Source organism: Microcoleus sp. T3_A4, from assembly GCF_036700465.1.
Lineage (GTDB): Bacteria > Cyanobacteriota > Cyanobacteriia > Cyanobacteriales > Microcoleaceae > Microcoleus.
The window spans coordinates 200,825-219,809 of the sequence record NZ_JAUBOY010000001.1 but is presented as its reverse complement, the minus strand read 5'-3'; the positions used below and the strand labels follow the sequence as shown (position 1 = coordinate 219,809).

Here is an 18,985-nt window from a genome sequence, read left to right as displayed (position 1 = left end):
TTACCCGAAATATTTGCTAGGACTAACAGCATCGTAAACCCGCCCTTTCGCAAGGAATAAGAAAAAAATGGCAGTTTATCAAGTTCGGTTGGTGAATCAGGAACTTGCGCTCGATCGCACGATCGCAGTACCAGACGACCAGTATATCTTAGATATGGCAGAAGATGCCGGCATCCGCTTGCCGAATGGATGCAAGCAAGGAGAGTGTTCTGCTTGCGTTGTCAAACTGCTGAGCGGTGAAATCGACCAAAGCGAACAAAAGTTTTTGAAGCCCTCAGAATTGCAAGCTGGCTATGCTGTTACTTGTGTGGCTTACCCGCTTTCTGACTGCACTTTGTTAACTCATCAAGAACAAGTTTTATATCAAGCCGCTCTTTATTTTAAGTAATACGAAATCATTTTTTTACCATCTTTTCTTCTAGCCTCGCGGGGCGCGAAATTTGTTTGTAGAAGAGCGCATTATATTCGCCGATCAAATCGTTATCAAAGTAGATTTGGTATGGTGTCATATCGTTTCCGGTTGCATCAGAATAATAAAATCGAGTCAACAGTTAACACTCAACCATTCAGTTTTTCGACCCCGATTCAACAGTCAACAGTCAACAGTCAACAGTCAACAATCATGTATGAGTGCAACCGGAATTGATATAAGGTGCGTGACTTTCTAGCATCTCGCTGTTAATTGAGGAACTAAAAAGCCACGCACCCTAACGAGTATAGATAAACCCGCCCTTATTAATTCAGCAATTGTAGAATCCGCTGAAGCGGAATTTCCGCGAAATCTAAGCGGTAATTGAGTTCGTAGGCTAGCTCGGCAACCGCTTTTTCCAAAATGTAAGCATCCAGCAAAACTTGTAGTTCCGGTATAGATTTGGGCAAGAAACTTGCATCGGCTGCAGTCGCCAAATAACTCTTGACAAAAGTTAGGCTGACCCAGCGGTGCCAAACGTTCGCCCACTGCTGCATCTCCGGGAGATTTTCAGGGCGAATCATGCCGCTTTCTACTTCATTGCGGAGTGCCAAAGTAACAGCGTAACTTATAGATTGCAGCATTCCTGCAACATCTCGCAGGGGCGACCTCTTCATCCGCCGCTCGCTTAAGGGTCGATCGCGTTCTCCTCCGAAATCAATAATTACGAAGTCTTTACCTGTATAAAGAACTTGCCCGAAATGAAAGTCCCCGTGACAGCGAATTCTATCGGCGGTGATTCTCAAGTTCAAAATAGACTTGAAACGTTCCATGAGCAAATCTTCGCGGTTGAGGAGCTTTTGCGCCGATTTTTGTATTTCTGGCGGCAGTTTGGACAGCCGTTTTTTCAGATCCAGCAAAGTTCTTCCCGCCAGATTTCTCATGTGTTGATAGATGGAACGCTGGTAAAAGGAGGTGAAGCTTTCTGGGGCAAAAGCGGGATTTTCTGCGTCAGACGCTAAAGCGAGGTGAAGTTCGGCTGTCCGTTGACCTAAAAGCTCGGCTGATGCTAAGTAAGAGCCGATGAGTTCGCGAGCTAATGGCGGAATTTCTAGGGATAAATCCGCTACTAGCGAGTTTGGCTGTCGCTGGGTTTGTCCGGTCAAAGCGTTCGGCAAATAATTTTCCGGGGCAGTAGATAAATTCTCGCCAGAATGCTTTGCTTCTACTGTCATTACTTGCTCGAAATAGTCGCGCAGTGTGTCTAATGTATAAGACCAAGCATCTACGCTGTCGGGGATTAATTTTTGTAGGATTCCGACTGTAAGGACTTGTTGTGCTGGTGTGTGATATTCCAATGCTCCGGCAATTGGAGCATAGTGTTGGATCGAGTTGCGCTCTGTTAAAAAGCGTCCGATTTCTAATTCGGGGTTGATTCCTTCCTCGATTTTTCGCAATATTTTCAGGACGAAGCGGTCGCCGTAACCTGCGGATGTATTGCTTTGTTCTTTTTTAAACAGGTGAGGATCGAGCTGCGATAAATCTTGTTCTGAGTTGAATGAACTGTCGGCAATTCCTACCAGTTGACCTGCACCACCTCTGTAACTGCGAGAATTGCCGATCGCCCCCAGCAGCGCGCTCAGAAAACCTTTCTCCCCAGCAGCATCAAATAGTACCCCGATTTCCTTTTTGGTTTCTGGGAAGTGCAGGCGCGCGATCGCCCGATCGTCCACATCGCCTTTAATCTCTTCCCACCCTAAAGGCAAAACGTAAGTTTCCGGCATACCTTCAGTATAATTCAACCGCAAAAACAGAATGTAAACTTGAGATTCCTCTCCCGCGCTATCTTTACATTCAATCGGTACAACCTCACTTATTTCTAAAGATTGAATTGTCCTATCAGAACCGCTAAACCAGCGATTACGCCGCAAGTATCCCGGCAAAAGATTAAGCAGCATATCGCTTAACTGACTTGTAGCAAAAGCAGTTTTCCAATTACCTATGACCGCCAAAGTAGGCAAGTCTGTGGGAACACCGTGCAGCGAAAAATCTTCGTGTTTAACAGTAAGAGTAAACCAGTAAAACGTGTGAGGACTCAAACTCAAAAAGTAAGGCGAATCGCCAACAGCAGGAAACTCCGTGCGGCCGAAAATCTCCACCGGAACAGCACCTTTAAAAGGCGCCAGGTCTAATTCTGCCGTCTGGACAAAGCGTGACAAATTAGCCACTACGAGGATGTGTTCGTCTTGATAAGTGCGTACAAAAGCTAAAACTTTGCGGTTTTCCGGGTACAGAAACTCGCAAGTTCCGCGACCGAATGCTTGGAAGCGCTGCCTAATTGCAATCAGGCGTTTCATCCACCACCAAAGAGAACTCGGATTCGCCCGCTGCGCGTCCACGTTAACAGATTCGTAGTGATATTCAGGGTCAACAATTGGCGGTGCGTACAGGCGCTGCGGGTTCGCGCGGCTAAAACCGGCATTGCGATCGCCACTCCACTGCATCGGAGTTCTCACCCCGTTGCGATCGCCCAAATAGATATTGTCTCCCATGCCAATTTCATCGCCGTAGTAAAGCACCGGCGTACCCGGAAGAGACAGCAGCAAAGCATTCATCAACTCAATGCGGCGGCGGTTATTTCCCATCAAAGGAGCCAAGCGGCGGCGGATGCCCAAATTAATTCTCGCCTGAGTGTCTTGAGCATAAACCCGATACATATAATCTCGGTCTTCATCACTCACCATTTCCAGCGTCAATTCATCATGATTCCGCAAAAATAATGCCCACTGACAATTATTGGGAATATGTGGAGTTTGCTGGAGAATGTCGCTAATTGGGAAGCTATCTTCCATATGCAAAGCCATAAATAAACGCGGCATCAGCGGAAAATGAAAGTTCATGTGACATTCATCCCCATTAGCGTAATATTCAACCGCATCCTCCGGCCACTGATTCGCCTCAGCCAGCAGCATCCGGTTCGGGAATTTCTCATCTACGTGCTGCCGCAATTGCTTCAGGAATAGGTGAGTTTCGGGCAGGTTTTCGCAGTTAGTACCTTCGCGCTCGTACAGGTAAGGCACCGCATCCATTCGCAGTCCGTCTACTCCCAGTGCCAACCAGAAATCTACTACATCTAAAATGGCTTGGCGGACGGCGGGATTGTCGTAATTCAAATCGGGTTGGTGGGAATAAAAACGGTGCCAGTAATAAGCTTTTGCTACCGCATCCCAAGCCCAATTAGATGTTTCAAAATCTTGGAAAATAATCCGAGCATCTTGATATTTTTCCGGCGTGTCACTCCACACATAAAAATCTCTTTCGTTACTGCCTTTCGGGGCGCGACGCGCTCGCTGAAACCAAGCGTGCTGGTCGGAAGTGTGGTTAACAATTAACTCAATAATGACCCTAATTCCCCGTTGGTGCGCTGCTTCTAAAAGGTCTTTAAAGTCCTCTAATGTGCCGTAAATCGGGTTGACCGTAGTATAGTGAGATGTATCGTAGCCGTCGTCTCGGAGCGGTGAAGGAAAAAATGGCAGTACCCAAATTGCTGTTACTCCCAAGTTTTGCAGGTAATCCAGTTTTTCTGTGAGTCCTCTAAAGTCGCCGATCCCGTCTGCATTGCTGTCGGCAAAAGCCCGAACTGGTACTTCGTAAATAATCGCGTCTTTGAACCACAAGGGGTCGTCATTTAACATTGAGTTGGGCATGATTTGTAGCGATGATTGGTAATTAGTAATTTGTACTTAAAATTTGGTAATTGGGATTTGTTAGTTCCCATCCAAACCGATAAATCATAACTCATAATTTGACCGCAATTCCTCATGCCAGCGGCAGACTTTTAATCGTAATTTATTAACGCAAAACTTATAATTTCTTAACTATAAAATCTCAAAAATCTGTTTTGCTATTTCGGATACAGTTCACAATCCGGGTACTGTGCTAGCTACCGATGGGCGGTAGCGCCCACCTTACCAAGGCGTGTCAACTTAAGCCTGAAACCCCTCTGTATCTCTCGCTGCTAGCCCAGTCTAGATCCCCCTAAATCCCCCTTGATAAGGGGGACTTTGAGAACACTCTTGTTCCCCCCTTATTAAGGGGGGCTAGGGGGGATCGAGCCCTTGTTGACACTAAGCGCACCCTACAGACTCAGGATTAGGTGCGGTATTTACTACCTGCCGGACGGTTGCCACGACATTACACTACCTTGACGTTTATTAATAATTTTCGTTACATTAGTTTACATAAAGCAACAAAAGTTAAGGAAAAAGCAAAAATGACTATTGTAATCGCTCTTTTAATCGTCGGTTGGGTCGCGGCCTCAGTAATTGGCACTCAAGCATATTTCCTGGGCGAACAGTCAAAGCCCATCCACGAGCGGAATTGGAACGATGAATCTTTTGAACAACTGGCAAAATCAGTGACGGGAACAGAAATTGATTACCGCGTTCGCGTTCCCGCCTACAGCATGGATGCTTACGGCAGCCGCACGATGAGCAATTCGTAATATTAAGTAGCAGGCTTGACTATTTTCAAGAACAGGCAAGATGCCTGTTGCACAAGCAGATTAATTTTTTGTGGAACAGGCAAGATGCCTGTTCTTAATTTTTGAATTACAGGCAAGATGCCTGTTCCACAAGCAGATTAATTTTTGTGAAACAGGCCATAAATAATTATCGAAGTGTAATCGGCAAAATTCTCACCCTAGAGCGCGTTTCATCCACAGAAATGAACGCCCCCGACTCAATTTGTGGCTCAAATTGATGGAACACTTCCACAATCAAACTCTCTATATTAGCAGGCAGCACGTCTTGAATACGGACTTGAATGACACGCTAGAGCATCAGCTTGGGTTGCGGCCAGCAGTGCGCCAAAATCTAAATCATGAGTGAATACGGCATAGTCATTTACTCGCGCCCACTCCATAATAACGCGATCGGTGGCACGAGGATCGCCGACTGTAGACCAATGAAGAGACTCTATTCCGTATTTAGTAAATACGACAGTCCATTCAGGTGACAGGTTCATATCAATCAAAATTTTCACGCTATTTTGAGAGGAATTTCTACTTCTTCAACTCGCCACGCTGCATAGGCAAGTGCTTCATATATATCTGCTTCTTCCAGGTAGGGATAAGCCTGCAAAATGCCTGACGGTAAGTGTCCGGATGCCATCAGTCCGACTATAGTACCCACAGTGACTCGCAAGCCGCGAATGCAGGGTTTTCCTCCCATTACTTCTGGATTCAGAGTGATTCTAGTTAGTTGTTTCATGATTTTAAACTACCAGGATTTCTGGGACAAAAGAAGATTAATTTTGGGTGGAACAGGCCAGAAAGCCTGTTCCTAAATGCAACTACAAACTGTTACCTACTAGCGCGGGGAGAGAGTCTTTTTTGCGAAATTGCAAAGAGTTATTTTCACAGTCGATCGCAATTGTATCGCCCTCAACAAACGCATTTTCCAGAATCTTGTTAGCCAGCGGGTTTTCCAGCTCCCGCTGGATGGCGCGTTTCAAGGGACGAGCGCCGTAAACCGGGTCGTAACCGACATCTGTGATATGGTTTTTCGCCGCATCGGACAGTTCCAAAGTAATTTTTTGCTCTGCCAACAAACGCTCGATCCGCTTGACTTGAATGCTGACAATTTGCCGCAATTCGACCTTGCTCAAAGTGTGGAACAAAATTATCTCGTCCACCCGATTGAGAAATTCGGGCCGGAAGTGCGATCGCAGCGCTGTCATCACCCGTTTTAACATCTGTTCGTACTCTTGGTCTGTCTCCCGTTCTTGAGTCAATAAATTTTCATTTTCAGTCTTGTTTTCAGTCTTGTTTTCACTCTTGGTTACAGTATCACCATCAACTCGCTGGGCCGACACCTCGACAGTACCGTCGGCAGCCACTTTATAATCTGTCTTTTGACTTGACAAATCTTTCGTTTCCTGCTTCCGATTAGCAGGTTTTTTGACGGTTTTTTCCTTCTTAGTAAACACGTCTAAAATGTGGTCGCTGCCGATATTGCTAGTCATCACAATTACGGTATTTCTAAAGTCAACCACTCGACCTTGAGAATCGGTAATTCTGCCGTCATCCAACACTTGCAGCAAAATGTTAAATACGTCGGGGTGCGCTTTTTCCACTTCGTCAAACAGCACTACCGAATAAGGATGTCTCCGCACTGCTTCGGAAAGTTGTCCGCCTTCGTCGTAACCGACATATCCGGGAGGAGCTCCTACCAACCGGGAAACGCTGTGCTTCTCCATGTATTCCGACATATCGATGCGGACGATCGCATCATCGCTGTCAAACAAAAACTCCGCCAACGCCCGCGCTAACTCAGTTTTTCCAACGCCTGTGGGGCCCATAAACAAGAAAGAGCCGATCGGCCTGCCGGGGTCTTTCATGCCCGCCCTAGCGCGCCGAATTGCCGCTGCCACGGCTGTTACAGCTTCCTCTTGACCGATGACTTTTTGGTGCAAGTGTTTTTCCAATTGCAGCAATTTTTGGCGTTCTGATTCTAACAATCGGTTAACCGGAATGCCCGTCCATTTAGCGACAATTTCCGCAATATCGCCCTCAGTAACTTTTTCGCGCAGCAGGGAAGAACCTTGAGCTTGCTGTTTCAAAAGTTCCGCTTCTTTCGCTTCGCGATCGCGCACCGCAGTTTCCAACTTGCCGTACTTTAACTGTGCGGCTTTATTCAAATCGTAAGCCCTTTCTGCTTGTTCGATTTGCACTCGCAGTTGGTCTTCTTCTGCTTTCAATTTATTGATTGCATCCAACAACTGCTTTTCGCCCAACCACTGAGAGGACAATTTTTCCTGCTTGACTTTTAAGATGTCAATCTCCGATGTGATGCGTTCGACGCGGAAGCCGAGCCCAGGGGCGAGAGCACCTTTTCCTTCGCCCTCGATCGACAATTTTTCCATTTCCAACTGCATCACCCGGCGGTCGATTCCTTCCAATTCCACGGGTTTAGAGGTAATCTCCATTTTCAAGTGGGCGGCCGCTTCATCTACCAGGTCGATCGCCTTATCCGGCAAAAAGCGATCGGAAATATAGCGAAAAGACAGAGTTGCAGCAGCTACCAGGGCCGAATCTGTAATTTTTACCCCGTGGTGGCGTTCGTAACGGTCTTTCAATCCGCGCAAAATCGAAACAGTATCTTCAACGCTGGGTTCGCCGACAAATACTTGTTGAAATCTGCGTTCTAGTGCAGGATCTTTTTCAATATTCTTGCGGAATTCGTCGAGAGTTGTAGCGCCGATGCAGCGCAATTCGCCTCTCGCTAACATCGGTTTTAACAAATTTCCCGCATCCATTCCCGAACCGGAACTGCCGCCGCCGCCAGTCCCGACAACCGTGTGCAATTCGTCAATAAATAGGACAATTTGCCCGTCGGAATCGATGACTTCCCGCAGAACAGACCGCAATCGTTCTTCAAATTCGCCCCGGAATTTTGCCCCAGCAATTAAACTGCCCATGTCGAGGCTAAATAGCTGGCGATTTTTCAAAGATTCCGGTACGTCGCCGTTGACAATTCGCTGGGCTAAACCTTCGGCGATCGCAGTTTTTCCGACTCCGGGATCGCCAATTAACACTGGATTGTTTTTTTGACGACGGGAAAGAACTTGTACCACGCGGCGGATTTCCTCGTCGCGGCCGATTACTGGGTCGAGTTTGCCGGCTTTGGCGGCTTCTGTCAAATCGCGGCCATACTTGCTGAGGGCGTCGGAGTTAGCTTCGCCATCTTGATCTTGGGCTTTAGCGTTGCTGCGGCTGCCTTTCGTTTCGGAATTTTTTTCTTGGGCTTTAGCAGTGGCGCGGAAAGATTTGATTGCTTCTTCGAGTTTTGGTCGATCGAGTGTACCGGCTGGGGGTTTGCGATCGTAACCGGGGCGGCCCGGCGGCCCATCGCCTTTTGTCAGCAACCTGCGGCCGACTCGTTCGTCTTCTACTAAGCCAATTAATAAATGTTCAACGGCGATAAAATTATCTTGCCAAGTCGCCCTGGTGGCCTCGGCAACATCTAACATCACTTCTAAGCCGCGACCGAGGTATAGTTGGTCAGCGTTGGCAACTCTGGGCTGTCGTTTGGCAAAAGCATCTAACTGCTGGGCAAAGCGGGCGGCATCGACTCCAGCTTTGCTGAGAATGCTGTTTGCCTGGCCTTGCTGTTCGAGAAGGGCGATGGCTAAATGTTCAACCTCTAGCTGCTGATTGGCAAAGCGGCGGGCTACATCCTGGGATTTGACAATGGCTTCCCAGGCTTGATCTGTAAATTTGCTAGGGTCTGTTGGCTGCACGTTGGTTCCTCGCAATCAAGGGGATTCCTGTTGTTATCCGTTAATACATAGTCTCACAACCATCATAATCTTTAAACAGGATTATGAATTTATGAGTGCGGTTAACTACGGCGGAAGTTGTGACCTAATTGACCTGTTGCAAAAGCTTACACTCCGCAATCCACCCCGAAATTTGGTGCGTTCTGACCGACTCTGGCGATATCCTTCGGGATAGGTTAGCTGGCCGTACTTATAAAAATATTGCCCGAAACAAGATTTTTTATCGGCGGAGACTTATGCTATTTCCCACTTACCAATTTCTAGTTTTTTTCCTAATTATTTTTAGCCTGATCGTCTCTGTGAAACCCCAAGTCGATTTGTATAAAATTGTCTTGTTAATTTCAAGTTTATTATTTTATTCCTTTTGGAGTTTCGACTTTCTCTTGCTCCTCATTCTCTCTACATTTTCTAATTATATCATTCTCCGGGTTCTCTGCAACAGTAAGTATAAAAAAATTGCTTTAATCTCCGGTCTCATTTTTAACATTGGCTATCTCGGCATCTTTAAATATTGCAACTTCTTTGTAACTTCTTTATTTGAGATCCTGAACCAGCTACAAATTCCAGCCAACTTTCCAGTTTTGCAAATAATCGCCCCCGTCGGCGTGTCTTTCTATACTTTTAGAATGATTTCTCATTTGATCGACTGCTACCAGCAGAAAATCCCCTGCCCAAAATTTATAGACTATGCCGCCTACATTACCTACTTTCCGCAAATTGCCTCCGGGCCAATCTCGCGAGCTCGCGAATTTTACTTGCAGCTAAATTCACAGGAAAAATACGACTATAAAATTGAAGAAGTTATAGTTTTGATTTTGTCGGGACTATTCAAAAAATATACTTTAGCCAGCTTTTTGTTTAACTTCACTGACTTGCCATTCAAAGTCCCCCAGCAGTACAGCAGCATCGATTTAATCCTCGCGGCAATTTCCTATTCCTGTTTGATTTACGTAGATTTCAGCGGCTACTCGGATTTAGCCAACGGCATCTCCTGTTTGCTGGGTTTTAAACCCATTGCTAACTTTAATATGCCATACCGATCGCTCAGTCTGCAAGAATTTTGGAAAAGGTGGCACATCAGTCTTTCCGAGTGGCTGAGGGATTACCTTTACTTTCCCTTGGGCGGCAACAAATACGGCAAGTTGAGAAAGTACCTAAATCTATTTTTAACAATGGCGATCGGCGGATTGTGGCACGGCGCCGGTTTAAACTTTATTTTCTGGGGAGCAATTCACGGTTTAGGATTAATTGTCAACCATTTATGTAAAGATATCCCCCAAGCTATCCACTTTAAATTAGACTATGCCTTTCCCCGATTTGCTAAATTTTGCAGTTGGTTGTTAACATTTAGTTTTGTTACTTGTAGTTGGGTATTTTTCGGCACTCCCAACTGGGAAACTGCGGTGAGTTTTTTTGAAGGAATTGTCAATCCTGCTGTAGCAACTTTTCAATTTAACTTTTGGCAATTGTATTTAGTAATTGCAGTCATTGGCGCGATCAACTTGTGGGGCGATCGCATCTCCCAACGATTGCAAACCCTATTGTCATTAAAAAACATTTTCTTTCGGGTTGTCTTAGTTTCGCTGCTCGTGTATACTATCTTGATGTTGGGGCCAAGTACCGTTCCGCCTTTTATTTACTTTAATTTTTAAGAAATATGAAAGACCGGGAATTTTTGCTAATTGTTACTTCTGTCATTCTCACTTTAATATTTTCCAATTTATCATTATTTCTGAAAAGCTTCGCTTCCACTCCTTTCGCCAGTCCAGAAATTAAACAAGCCGCGCGCCAGATTGAAATAGACGGTTTCCGAAAATCCGAACAAGATTTTTGGAGCAAAATTAAAGATATTAACTTCGATACCATCCCCAAAGAATCAGAACTTCCTCCTGTCAAAACCGAAACAAAAACTGCCGTTCAACCCCCAAAGCCTGCTACTGCTAAAAAACCAACTCCAGCTAAACCCAAACTGACCATACCTTATCGCAAATTTTTATTTATTGGAGATTCCGTAATGTTCGACTTAGGAATTCAACTCCAGTACACTCTTAAGAAAAAATACAATATCGCCGATACCAAAATAGACTATAAGGTCTCGACTGGATTAAATCGGATAGATTATTATGATTGGTATGCCAGAACTAGCCAAATTTTTAATAATTACCAGCCGGATGTAGTGATAGTTTTGTTCGGAGCAAATGACCGTCAAAATATTATTGATTCTCAAGGAAAAGGCCGCGCTGTCCTGACCAAGGAATGGCAAAAAGCTTATCAAGAAAGAGTTGAAAGATATGCCAAGTTACTGGATTCGTCATCCGTCAGAAAAGTGTATTGGGTCGGTCAATCGATCCCTAACAAATCTTCGTATCTAAAAGCTTTTCCCATCATGAACGATATTTATAAAAATGCCAGCAAATCTTCATCCAAAATCGAATTTATTTCTACTTGGGAGACATTTGCACAAGCAGGAAAATTTGTTCCAGTAGTTGCTAATAAATCGGGTAAGCGAGGCTATGTTAAAAATAATGACGGCTTGCACTTTACCTCCCACGGAGCTCAAATTATCAGCGACTTAATCGTTGATCAAATGGTAAGCGACAAAATATTAAAAGCCCCAACCAAAAAATAACTATATTAGGTTGGGTTTCGTTGCCCAACCTATACTTTGGACATTTGACCAATTATTGCTAAATAATATATTTACAATACTTCGGACAGTTTTTGATTGCCAACCGTAGAATAAGGGTTTCAAGGCGATTCGGCGATCGAACTACCAACGGAAAATCGAGGGTTTCAGCCTAAGAACTAAAAACAGTCCGGACTATTGATATTTAGTTCGGGGTTCATATTGGCTTTTATTAACTAGCTTTATAGGGAAAATCTAGGCTTGAGTTATAATAAACTTCCTCGTGAAACCGGGTTTCAAATTCCCTATGCGTCCAGGAAGAATATTGACAAAAAGCAGCAGTAGATGTAAAATTGAAGTGAGCATCAAACAACAGCGTCAAGATATAGTAATTGTCATCGCGACAAATTATGACGAGCAATGTGTGGAAACTCGATCGCACTAACATCCCTGAGTCAAGGGGGTGCAGCGGCACAGCACTAATCTTCCTTCTCACTAAATATACTCAACCTTGGCAAAGAATAAACCTAGTTGAAAAATTCCTGCAACAGTGCGGCATCGAGCCTTTTGCTGAAGTTTTGGGCGTACCCAACAGCGGAATATTCAGAGAAAATATACCGCAAGCCGTCAGAAAACCGCATCCGAATTTGCTGTTTCGGGCTTTGGCAATTCAGGCATTGGGGAAGGTACGAGAGGGGCTGATATCAAGTGAGAGAGAAGCTAGAGCAAGTGATTTTAGCAAAAATCTGCTGGCGGCGTTAGAACAGGAAGCGCGAGGGGGAGTGACTCCTTTAATTCGGTGGTCTGGGGCTGTTAGTATTAAGTCAATTTGGTTGGATGAAGCAGGGCAAGGGCAAGGCAAGGAAGGTGCTGTCAATTCCACAATCAATGCAGAGGAAATTGAGCGACGGGTTGTAGAAGAGCAAATTCAACTATTAGCAAGCAACAAATTTGCTTTAGGTGACAGCAGCAGACATGACAGCCACAAGGAATATGAGAATTGTCTCGATTTTTGGGTGTACGGCCCTAGCTGGCTGCTGCCCATTCTGCCAATGGATTGCGAAGAATATCTGTTTTGGATCGATCGAGTATTTGCTGCGATCGCACTTACGGGCCCGTACAAATTGAATGCTGAAAACGATGCAGCGGTAACAAACTTTTTGGAAGTTGCAGAAAATAATTTTAATGACTGGGAATTCTCTAAAATACTTGCCAAAATTTTTGAGTTCCTGCACCACCCGGAAGCGAAAGTCAAAAATCTAGCTACAATTATTTTAGAACCTTACAAAGATAACCTAGACCGCAAATCGGCGCAGATTATGACAGCGCTTGTATATAAATTTAATGTAAAATATCAGCCCTTAGAATGTCTGACTCTTCCCGAAATAGAAGAGTACAAAGCGTCTCTGTATTTCGGTAAAATGGAAATTGACGACTTGTATGGTGAGGCTTTGTCGCTGTGTGGCGATCGGGATGTCGAACTCGCAAGTTTATTGTCAGCTAAACAAAGGGAATCCCAAAATACTCTAGAGGAGTATATCAACAATCTCAGCAAGTTAGTTAAGTCAATCATAAATTGCCAGAGCTTGTTAGATGCTAATAAGGAACTTTTATATTTGACTGTAGATCGGCTGGAAAAATGGGATTACACTCTAGACAATAAACTGGCGGCGCACCGCAAACAAATCCAAAACCTGAGCTTGGATAAAAGTACATCCGAGCAGTGCATAAACCTGGACAATGAACTCAATTATATCAGAGATGCTTTGCAGTATACTTTGTATGAAATCACCTCAAATATTAACAGCCAAATTAGAGAGTTAGAACTTTCTGCGTCCAAAAATAGCAAGACTGCAACAGATATGTTTAAGTGGACGTGGCTATTATTCAGGGTGGGGTTTTCAGTAGGGCTGTTTTTGTATTTATCGGATTTAGTGATTAACTGGATATTCGGGGTCAGCTACACAAGCGAATTTCTAGTTTATTGGACTATTTTATTTAGTGTGATAGTAGTATTTTTGTTAGTATTATCTGTATTTTTTTCTGGGATAGCTGCTTTAGACCAGCGCCGAGAATCTAAATTAATTCCAAAATTTGATAGCTTAAGCCAAATAGGGAGCAGTTTTTCTATATTGTGGCAAAAAATTTATTTGCAGCAGTTTGTCCCGTCGGTGCGATCGAATTAAAAGTTTCAGTTGACAGTTGACAGTTGACAGTTGACAGTTGTGGGTACGACTGTTGTCCAAAGGAAAACGGAAGAGGGAAGATAGTTTTTCCTTCCCCTTCCCCCTCTTAAGAAAGTTAGGATGCGGTTGTTGCTGCTACTTTATGGGTGTTGCTACCTTGATTTTCCAGTTGAATTAATTCAACTTTATATCCATCTGGATCTTGCACAAAAGCGATGACTGTTGAACCGTGCTTCATCGGGCCCGGTTCGCGACTAACTTTACCGCCGCGGGCTTTAATTTCTTCGCAAGTACCGTAAATGTCGTCAACGCCGATCGCAATATGACCGTAAGCATCCCCCAAATTGTACTCTGTGACGCCCCAGTTGTATGTTAATTCCAAAACTGTAGTGTCTGATTCGTGGCCGTAGCCCACAAAAGCCAGAGTAAATTTACCGTCTGGATAGTCCTTTTTTCGCAGCAATTTCATGCCCAGAACCTCGGTGTAAAATTTGAGGGACTCTTCCAGGTTGCCGACTCGGAGCATCGTGTGTAGTAGTTGCATTTAGCTCACTCCAAATTTTTTAAGCTTTCATCTATTTTAGCGATTTCTTGCTGAAAAAACTCGCGCCTCAACCGTCGCAATTGCCGCAGGTTGACAACTGTCTATTTGATTTAGCTTTGTACTTCCACCACACCCCTAAACATATTCATGCCGCAAGTAAATAGGTATCGTCCAGGTTGTTGAGGGGTGAATTCAACAGCCGTTACCTGATTTAGAGGTAATTCTCGCACAATGTGAAAATCTGGTAACAACACTTTTTCAAGACAACTGTTGGGATCGCGCCTCAAGAAATTGAGCCTGACTAATTGACCGACTTTCACAACTACAGTGGCAGGCTCATAACCCCCGTCTACAGTAATAGTCAACTCTTGTATCCCCTGAATATATTCAGCTTGCTGCCCTTTAGCTTTACTGAACAAAAACCACCACAATTCCAAACCGATTAATGTCAAACCACCTATTGTGACGCCAACTTTTAAACCTAGTGGCTGTTCAATGCTGCGGAATTTAGTCGTTGAAGTAGAATGCTGGACGGACATTTCGGAAGCTTGAACTCCCGATGCCATTCCCATCACAAGTCCTAAACTCGCGAGACTTCCCCAAATTTGACTAGGCTGTAACATTTTTCTAATTCCTCCAAATTTATGCACTAGATTTGGCTTGAAAATTCCGCAATCGCAAAGCATTAGTAAGTACAGAGACTGAACTGAAAGCCATTGCTGCACCAGCGATAATTGGATTTAGCAGCCAGCCAAAAATGGGGTACAAAATGCCCGCCGCGATTGGTATTCCAGCGATGTTATAAATAAACGCAAAAAACAGATTCTCGCGGATGTTCCGCATGGTGGCACGGGAAAGTTTAATTGCTGTAACTATGCCTTGCAAATCTCCTGAAATTAAGGTAATGTCGCTGGCGGCGATCGCCACATCTGTGCCGGTGCCGATCGCAATTCCCACGTCTGCTAAGGCCAAAGCCGGTGCGTCGTTAATCCCATCTCCCACCATCGCGACAATTTTTCCTCCCCGTTGCAGGGCTTGGATTTGAGCTGCTTTTTGGTCGGGTCTAACTTCCGCAAAAACGCGAGTAATGCCCACGGATTGGGCGATCGACTCCGCAGTCGCGCGGTTGTCCCCCGTCAGCATCGCCACCTCTAAACCGAGTTTTTGAAGTGCTTTCACCGCCTGCGCTGACGATGGTTTGAGAGCATCCGCAATGCCCAGAATTGCCTCTATTTTGCCTGCTACAGCCATCCAAACAACCGTTTTGCTCGCAGCTTCCAAAGCTCTCGCGCGCAGTTCCAGATATTCAGTATCGCAGCCTAGTTCCTGCATCCACCTCAGCGTTCCCAGGGCGATCGACTTTCCGCCTACAACCCCGCGCACGCCACTCCCGGCGATCGCCTCAAAATCCTTAACATCCGTCAAATTAACCTCTTGAGATTGAGCATATCTAACAACAGCTTCCCCCAAAGGATGCTCCGAATTTCGCTCTACAGACGCCGCCAATTGCAGCAACTTTAACTCATTGCTATTCTCCGTTCCTTTAATTGTCACAAAATCAGTTACAGTCGGCTTGCCTTCTGTGAGAGTTCCCGTTTTATCTAATACGATAATTTGGATTTTATGAGCCAATTCTAAACTCTCGGCTCCTTTAATTAAAATCCCATTTTCTGCACCTTTACCAGTTCCCACCATCACAGCAGTCGGAGTCGCCAAACCCAAAGCGCAGGGACAGGCAATAATCAGCACTTCCACCATTGTCACTGTGGCTAGAGTGAAGTTTCCCGTCGCGTTAAACCAGATAAGAAAAGTAGCTAAAGCGACGGCAATTACTGTGGGAACAAACCAACCAGTCACTTGGTCTGCTAACTTTTGGATCGGTGCTTTTGACCCCTGTGCGTCCTGCACCATCTTGACAATTTGAGCTAAAAATGTATCTTTACCAACTCTTGTCGCCCGAAACTTGAAGCTGCCAGTTTTGTTAATTGTGGCTCCGATAACTTCGTCGCCAAGCTGCTTTTTGACAGGCAAACTTTCTCCCGTAACCATTGCTTCGTCTACTGTGGAAGAGCCTTCAATAACATCTCCGTCTACCGGGATTTGCTCTCCCGGCCGCACCTGCACGATGTCGCCAATTTCCACTTGGGCGATCGGCACTTCCAACTCTTCCCCGTTGCGAATTATCCGAGCAGTTTTTGCTTGCAAACCCATGAGTTTGCGAATGGCCTCCGAAGTCTCTCCCTTCGCCCGATTTTCTAGGGTTTTCCCCAACAAAATTAAGGCGATAACGCTGGCTGCAACTTCGTAGTAAACGCCAGAATTTAAACCTTTGGCTGTGAATAAACCTGGGAAAAATGTCACAAATACAGAATAAAAGTAAGCAGCACTGGTACCCAAGGCAATCAAGGTATCCATTGTCGCCACCCGCCGTTTTAGGGATTTCCAAGCTCCCACATAAAACGATTTCCCGCACCAGAATTGTACGGGGGATGTCAGGGCTAATTGCAGCCAATAATTGTGCAGCCACGCGGGAATAAATGGCAGGTGCAAGCCGGTCATGGCTGGAATAGCGCCCACAACTAGCAGGATGCTGATGATACCTGCTGTCCAGAGTTTCCGCTGCAAGGTTTGAGATTCAGATTTGCGATCGGCTTGTTCGGAATCATCCTCTGGCGCCGCCATTTCTTGAAGCGGCAAAGCTTGGTATCCCGCATCATCAACCGCCGATTGAATTGTTTCTAAGTTGGTTTGCTTGGAATCGTATTGGATGGTTGCTTGTTCCATCCCAAAATTGACATGGCACTCAATTACGCCGGGAACAGATTGAATTGCTTGTTCGATAGATGAAGCACAAGAAGCACAACTCATGCCCCGCAATTTAAGTGTGAGATTGTCCATAGATGCCATCCTCAATGAGACATTTACCCTTTGTCTTTAAATAGTTGGATAGCCCGCCGATGCGATCGCTTTCCTAACTTCACTTTCTGACTTAGCGGTGTGAATCGTGACCAATTTTGTCTTGAGATCAGCCTCAACCGTTGAGGCTGAGTCAATGGCTTGGACTGCTTTTGTGATTGTAGTCGCACAAGCAGAACAAGCCATCTTAGGAACTTTTAGCTGAAAAGTCATAATTTGAACCTCAGCAGAAACTACTCTGCTCAATCAATGAATTAACTGTATTGTAATGTCTCCAGTACACTGGAGAGTCAAGGGGAATTGCAAAATAAATCAGGAATTATGAAAAAAGTGGTTTGACACGCTACCCCTAGGGGTAAGGCGCGCACTGTGTACATAGATAATTAGGTGCAAGTGAGTTCTGTAAATCTTAACTTTGAGTGCGATCGAGGGCACAGAAATAATTCTTTACAAGTTTGCCAGAAAAATTTCATCCTAATTTCATTTATATATGAAAAACTGAAAATAAATGGCAGTTTTAAGGATATAAGCTCTATGAAACCAATTTCATTGAAAACAGGCTTTGCAGCGCTGATGTTGACCGCCACAGCCGCTTTTACCAGTGGAGTGCTTGCAGCTTGTTCAAAAGCCCCTTCCAGCGAAACTCAAGCCCCAAATGTTACGGCTGCAACTGAAGCAAACAACAAGCAAGACGTGGTACAAGGCGGTGGCATGGGTGGCATGAATCATGGCATGAATCATGGCATGAATCACGATATGTCAATGGATTTAGGCCCTGCTGATGCCGACTACGATTTGCGATTTATTGATGGCATGACAGTACACCATCAAGGTGCTGTAAACATGGCTCAAGATGTGCTTAAACAATCCAAACGCCCAGAAATGAAGAAACTTGCCACTGATATAATTGCTGCTCAAAAACGCGAAATAAATCAAATGAAAGAGTGGCGAAAAACTTGGTATCCCAAAGCCAGCAGTACGCCGATGGCTTATCACGGTCCCATGGGTCACATGATGGCAATGACTCCCGAACAAATGCAAAGCATGATGATGAGCATGGATTTAGGGGCCGCTGACGACCAATTTGACTTGCGATTTATTAATGCGATGATTCCTCACCACGAAGGAGCTTTAGTGATGGCTGAAGATGCTTTGAAGAAGTCAAAACGCCCGGAAATGAAGAAATTAGCTCAAGAAATTCTGACTTCGCAAAAGCAAGAAATTCAGCAAATGAAACAGTGGCGGCAAGCTTGGTATAAACAGTAATTTAGCTACCCTAAACAAAAGGTGACACAAATCCCCAAAATGAGTGACATTAATCACAGTAGCTCAAGATTTCCGAAAATACTTGCTTCACAAAAGCAAGAAATTGAGCAAAGGAAAAAGTGGCGACAACCTTGGTAGACAAAGTAATGTAGCTCGACTGTGGCTGTCAGCATTTGTCTGACTCCACCTCAGTTTCCTGAGAGTACCTACACTACACATACTGTAGATAATTGAACCGTCCTACCTCTAAAGTAGTAGAAAGTTACGTAAGAATACTGTAGACACTGGATCGAATCTACGTCTAAAGTAGTAGATAGGTCAGCAAAAAGCTATATAGATAGAGAGGGTAGTGTATGATATTGAATAGCTTGGAATTAAACACCAGTTATAAATCAAATACAGCCGTAGATGATCTAGTCAGCGCATTGACAAACGAAATTGAAGCGCGAGCAGAGATTAAAAAACCGGAAAAAAATATACAGCCCAATCGCTTGTCATTAGGCGAAACTTATCTTCGTATTTTAGAATCTGGTGGGCATCTGGGCTGCTGATGCGAAATTTCATCCTAATTTCATTTGACCATGAAATACTAGGTTGAGTAGAGCATTTCTAGCTCTTGGTCATTGCTTAGCGGTCGCTTCTTGGAAAATGCTAATAAGTAACTTTACTTAATGGGTATCACTTACTTACCTTGGCAA

The 18,985-nt window shown here is 44.7% G+C and carries 16 protein-coding genes; 8 read left to right on the top strand and 8 right to left on the bottom strand.

From position 1 onward, the window contains the following. Window positions 1-67: 67 nt before the first annotated feature. Complete coding sequence (locus tag QUA07_RS00905) at window positions 68-388, top strand: 2Fe-2S iron-sulfur cluster-binding protein (protein ID WP_242724852.1); 321 nt, start codon at window positions 68-70, stop codon at window positions 386-388. A 347-nt stretch (window positions 389-735) separates the two neighbouring features. Here the strand turns inward: QUA07_RS00905 and treS are convergent, their stop codons facing one another. Beyond that, window positions 736-4,116, bottom strand: a complete 3,381-nt coding sequence (treS, locus tag QUA07_RS00900; protein WP_333321701.1) for a maltose alpha-D-glucosyltransferase — start codon at window positions 4,114-4,116, stop codon at window positions 736-738. A 566-nt stretch (window positions 4,117-4,682) separates the two neighbouring features. Here treS and QUA07_RS00895 point away from each other — a divergent pair. Further along, window positions 4,683-4,913, top strand: a complete 231-nt coding sequence (locus tag QUA07_RS00895; RefSeq protein ID WP_006634333.1) for a photosystem II protein, Psb35-related — start codon at window positions 4,683-4,685, stop codon at window positions 4,911-4,913. Window positions 4,914-5,200: 287 nt separating this feature from the next. On the opposite strand, the gene QUA07_RS00890 is transcribed toward QUA07_RS00895, so the two are convergent. The 3 genes from QUA07_RS00890 to QUA07_RS00880 form a co-directional block, all read right to left on the bottom strand. Further along, a complete protein-coding gene (locus QUA07_RS00890; RefSeq protein ID WP_332947107.1) occupies window positions 5,201-5,452 on the bottom strand; it encodes a DUF5615 family PIN-like protein in 252 nt (83 codons plus the stop codon). Continuing rightward, window positions 5,449-5,679, bottom strand: a complete 231-nt coding sequence (locus QUA07_RS00885; protein ID WP_332947108.1) for a DUF433 domain-containing protein — start codon at window positions 5,677-5,679, stop codon at window positions 5,449-5,451. The genes QUA07_RS00890 and QUA07_RS00885 overlap by 4 nt, the downstream gene beginning before the upstream one ends. An 82-nt stretch (window positions 5,680-5,761) precedes the next feature. Next, window positions 5,762-8,710: an AAA family ATPase gene (locus QUA07_RS00880; protein ID WP_333321694.1), complete on the bottom strand. Its 2,949-nt coding sequence runs from the start codon at window positions 8,708-8,710 to the stop codon at window positions 5,762-5,764. A 275-nt stretch (window positions 8,711-8,985) separates the two neighbouring features. Here QUA07_RS00880 and QUA07_RS00875 point away from each other — a divergent pair, with 275 nt between their 5' ends. From QUA07_RS00875 to QUA07_RS00865, 3 genes are all read left to right on the top strand, one after another. Further along, a complete protein-coding gene (locus tag QUA07_RS00875) occupies window positions 8,986-10,401 on the top strand; it encodes an MBOAT family O-acyltransferase (RefSeq protein ID WP_333321692.1) in 1,416 nt (471 codons plus the stop codon). Between the two features lie 5 nt (window positions 10,402-10,406). Further along, window positions 10,407-11,378, top strand: coding sequence for a DUF459 domain-containing protein (locus QUA07_RS00870; protein ID WP_333321689.1), 972 nt, complete (start codon window positions 10,407-10,409; stop codon window positions 11,376-11,378). A 407-nt stretch (window positions 11,379-11,785) separates the two neighbouring features. Beyond that, window positions 11,786-13,561: a hypothetical protein gene (locus QUA07_RS00865; RefSeq protein WP_333216259.1), complete on the top strand. Its 1,776-nt coding sequence runs from the start codon at window positions 11,786-11,788 to the stop codon at window positions 13,559-13,561. 115 nt (window positions 13,562-13,676) lie between these two features. On the opposite strand, the gene gloA is transcribed toward QUA07_RS00865, so the two are convergent. The 4 genes from gloA to QUA07_RS00845 form a co-directional block, all read right to left on the bottom strand. Then, the gene (gene gloA, locus QUA07_RS00860) at window positions 13,677-14,105 is read right to left on the bottom strand and encodes a lactoylglutathione lyase (RefSeq protein ID WP_333321684.1); all 429 of its coding nucleotides are present in this window, start codon (window positions 14,103-14,105) and stop codon (window positions 13,677-13,679) included. 110 nt (window positions 14,106-14,215) lie between these two features. Continuing rightward, a complete protein-coding gene (locus tag QUA07_RS00855) occupies window positions 14,216-14,728 on the bottom strand; it encodes a cupredoxin domain-containing protein (RefSeq protein WP_333321680.1) in 513 nt (170 codons plus the stop codon). Window positions 14,729-14,747: 19 nt separating this feature from the next. Further along, window positions 14,748-17,003 (bottom strand): heavy metal translocating P-type ATPase, encoded by a 2,256-nt coding sequence (locus tag QUA07_RS00850; protein ID WP_333321677.1) that lies wholly within the window; start codon window positions 17,001-17,003, stop codon window positions 14,748-14,750. Window positions 17,004-17,039: 36 nt separating this feature from the next. Next, window positions 17,040-17,234, bottom strand: coding sequence for a heavy-metal-associated domain-containing protein (locus QUA07_RS00845; protein ID WP_333252630.1), 195 nt, complete (start codon window positions 17,232-17,234; stop codon window positions 17,040-17,042). Window positions 17,235-17,555: 321 nt separating this feature from the next. On the opposite strand from QUA07_RS00845, the gene QUA07_RS00840 reads away from it, so the two are divergent. The 3 genes from QUA07_RS00840 (at window position 17,556) to QUA07_RS00830 (ending at window position 18,838) form a co-directional block, all read left to right on the top strand. Then, complete coding sequence (locus QUA07_RS00840; RefSeq protein WP_333321674.1) at window positions 17,556-18,287, top strand: DUF305 domain-containing protein; 732 nt, start codon at window positions 17,556-17,558, stop codon at window positions 18,285-18,287. Window positions 18,288-18,330: 43 nt separating this feature from the next. After that, entirely contained in the window at window positions 18,331-18,468 is a 138-nt protein-coding gene (locus QUA07_RS00835; protein WP_333321672.1) for a hypothetical protein, read from the top strand. A gap of 172 nt (window positions 18,469-18,640) precedes the next feature. Further along, window positions 18,641-18,838, top strand: a complete 198-nt coding sequence (locus QUA07_RS00830) for a hypothetical protein (RefSeq protein WP_333321670.1) — start codon at window positions 18,641-18,643, stop codon at window positions 18,836-18,838. Window positions 18,839-18,985 lie beyond the last annotated feature (147 nt).

What these genes read in the sequence shown, in the direction of transcription:
- gloA (WP_333321684.1), bottom strand. Translation starts at nt 14,105, where the DNA reads ATGCAACTACTACACACGATGCTCCGAGTCGGCAACCTGGAAGAGTCC.
- QUA07_RS00895 (WP_006634333.1), top strand. Translation starts at nt 4,683, where the DNA reads ATGACTATTGTAATCGCTCTTTTAATCGTCGGTTGGGTCGCGGCCTCA.
- QUA07_RS00870 (WP_333321689.1), top strand. Translation starts at nt 10,407, where the DNA reads ATGAAAGACCGGGAATTTTTGCTAATTGTTACTTCTGTCATTCTCACT.
- QUA07_RS00830 (WP_333321670.1), top strand. Translation starts at nt 18,641, where the DNA reads ATGATATTGAATAGCTTGGAATTAAACACCAGTTATAAATCAAATACA.
- QUA07_RS00885 (WP_332947108.1), bottom strand. Translation starts at nt 5,679, where the DNA reads ATGAAACAACTAACTAGAATCACTCTGAATCCAGAAGTAATGGGAGGA.
- QUA07_RS00845 (WP_333252630.1), bottom strand. Translation starts at nt 17,234, where the DNA reads ATGACTTTTCAGCTAAAAGTTCCTAAGATGGCTTGTTCTGCTTGTGCG.
- QUA07_RS00905 (WP_242724852.1), top strand. Translation starts at nt 68, where the DNA reads ATGGCAGTTTATCAAGTTCGGTTGGTGAATCAGGAACTTGCGCTCGAT.
- QUA07_RS00840 (WP_333321674.1), top strand. Translation starts at nt 17,556, where the DNA reads ATGAAACCAATTTCATTGAAAACAGGCTTTGCAGCGCTGATGTTGACC.
- QUA07_RS00855 (WP_333321680.1), bottom strand. Translation starts at nt 14,728, where the DNA reads ATGTTACAGCCTAGTCAAATTTGGGGAAGTCTCGCGAGTTTAGGACTT.
- treS (WP_333321701.1), bottom strand. Translation starts at nt 4,116, where the DNA reads ATGCCCAACTCAATGTTAAATGACGACCCCTTGTGGTTCAAAGACGCG.
- QUA07_RS00875 (WP_333321692.1), top strand. Translation starts at nt 8,986, where the DNA reads ATGCTATTTCCCACTTACCAATTTCTAGTTTTTTTCCTAATTATTTTT.
- QUA07_RS00850 (WP_333321677.1), bottom strand. Translation starts at nt 17,003, where the DNA reads ATGGACAATCTCACACTTAAATTGCGGGGCATGAGTTGTGCTTCTTGT.
- QUA07_RS00865 (WP_333216259.1), top strand. Translation starts at nt 11,786, where the DNA reads ATGACGAGCAATGTGTGGAAACTCGATCGCACTAACATCCCTGAGTCA.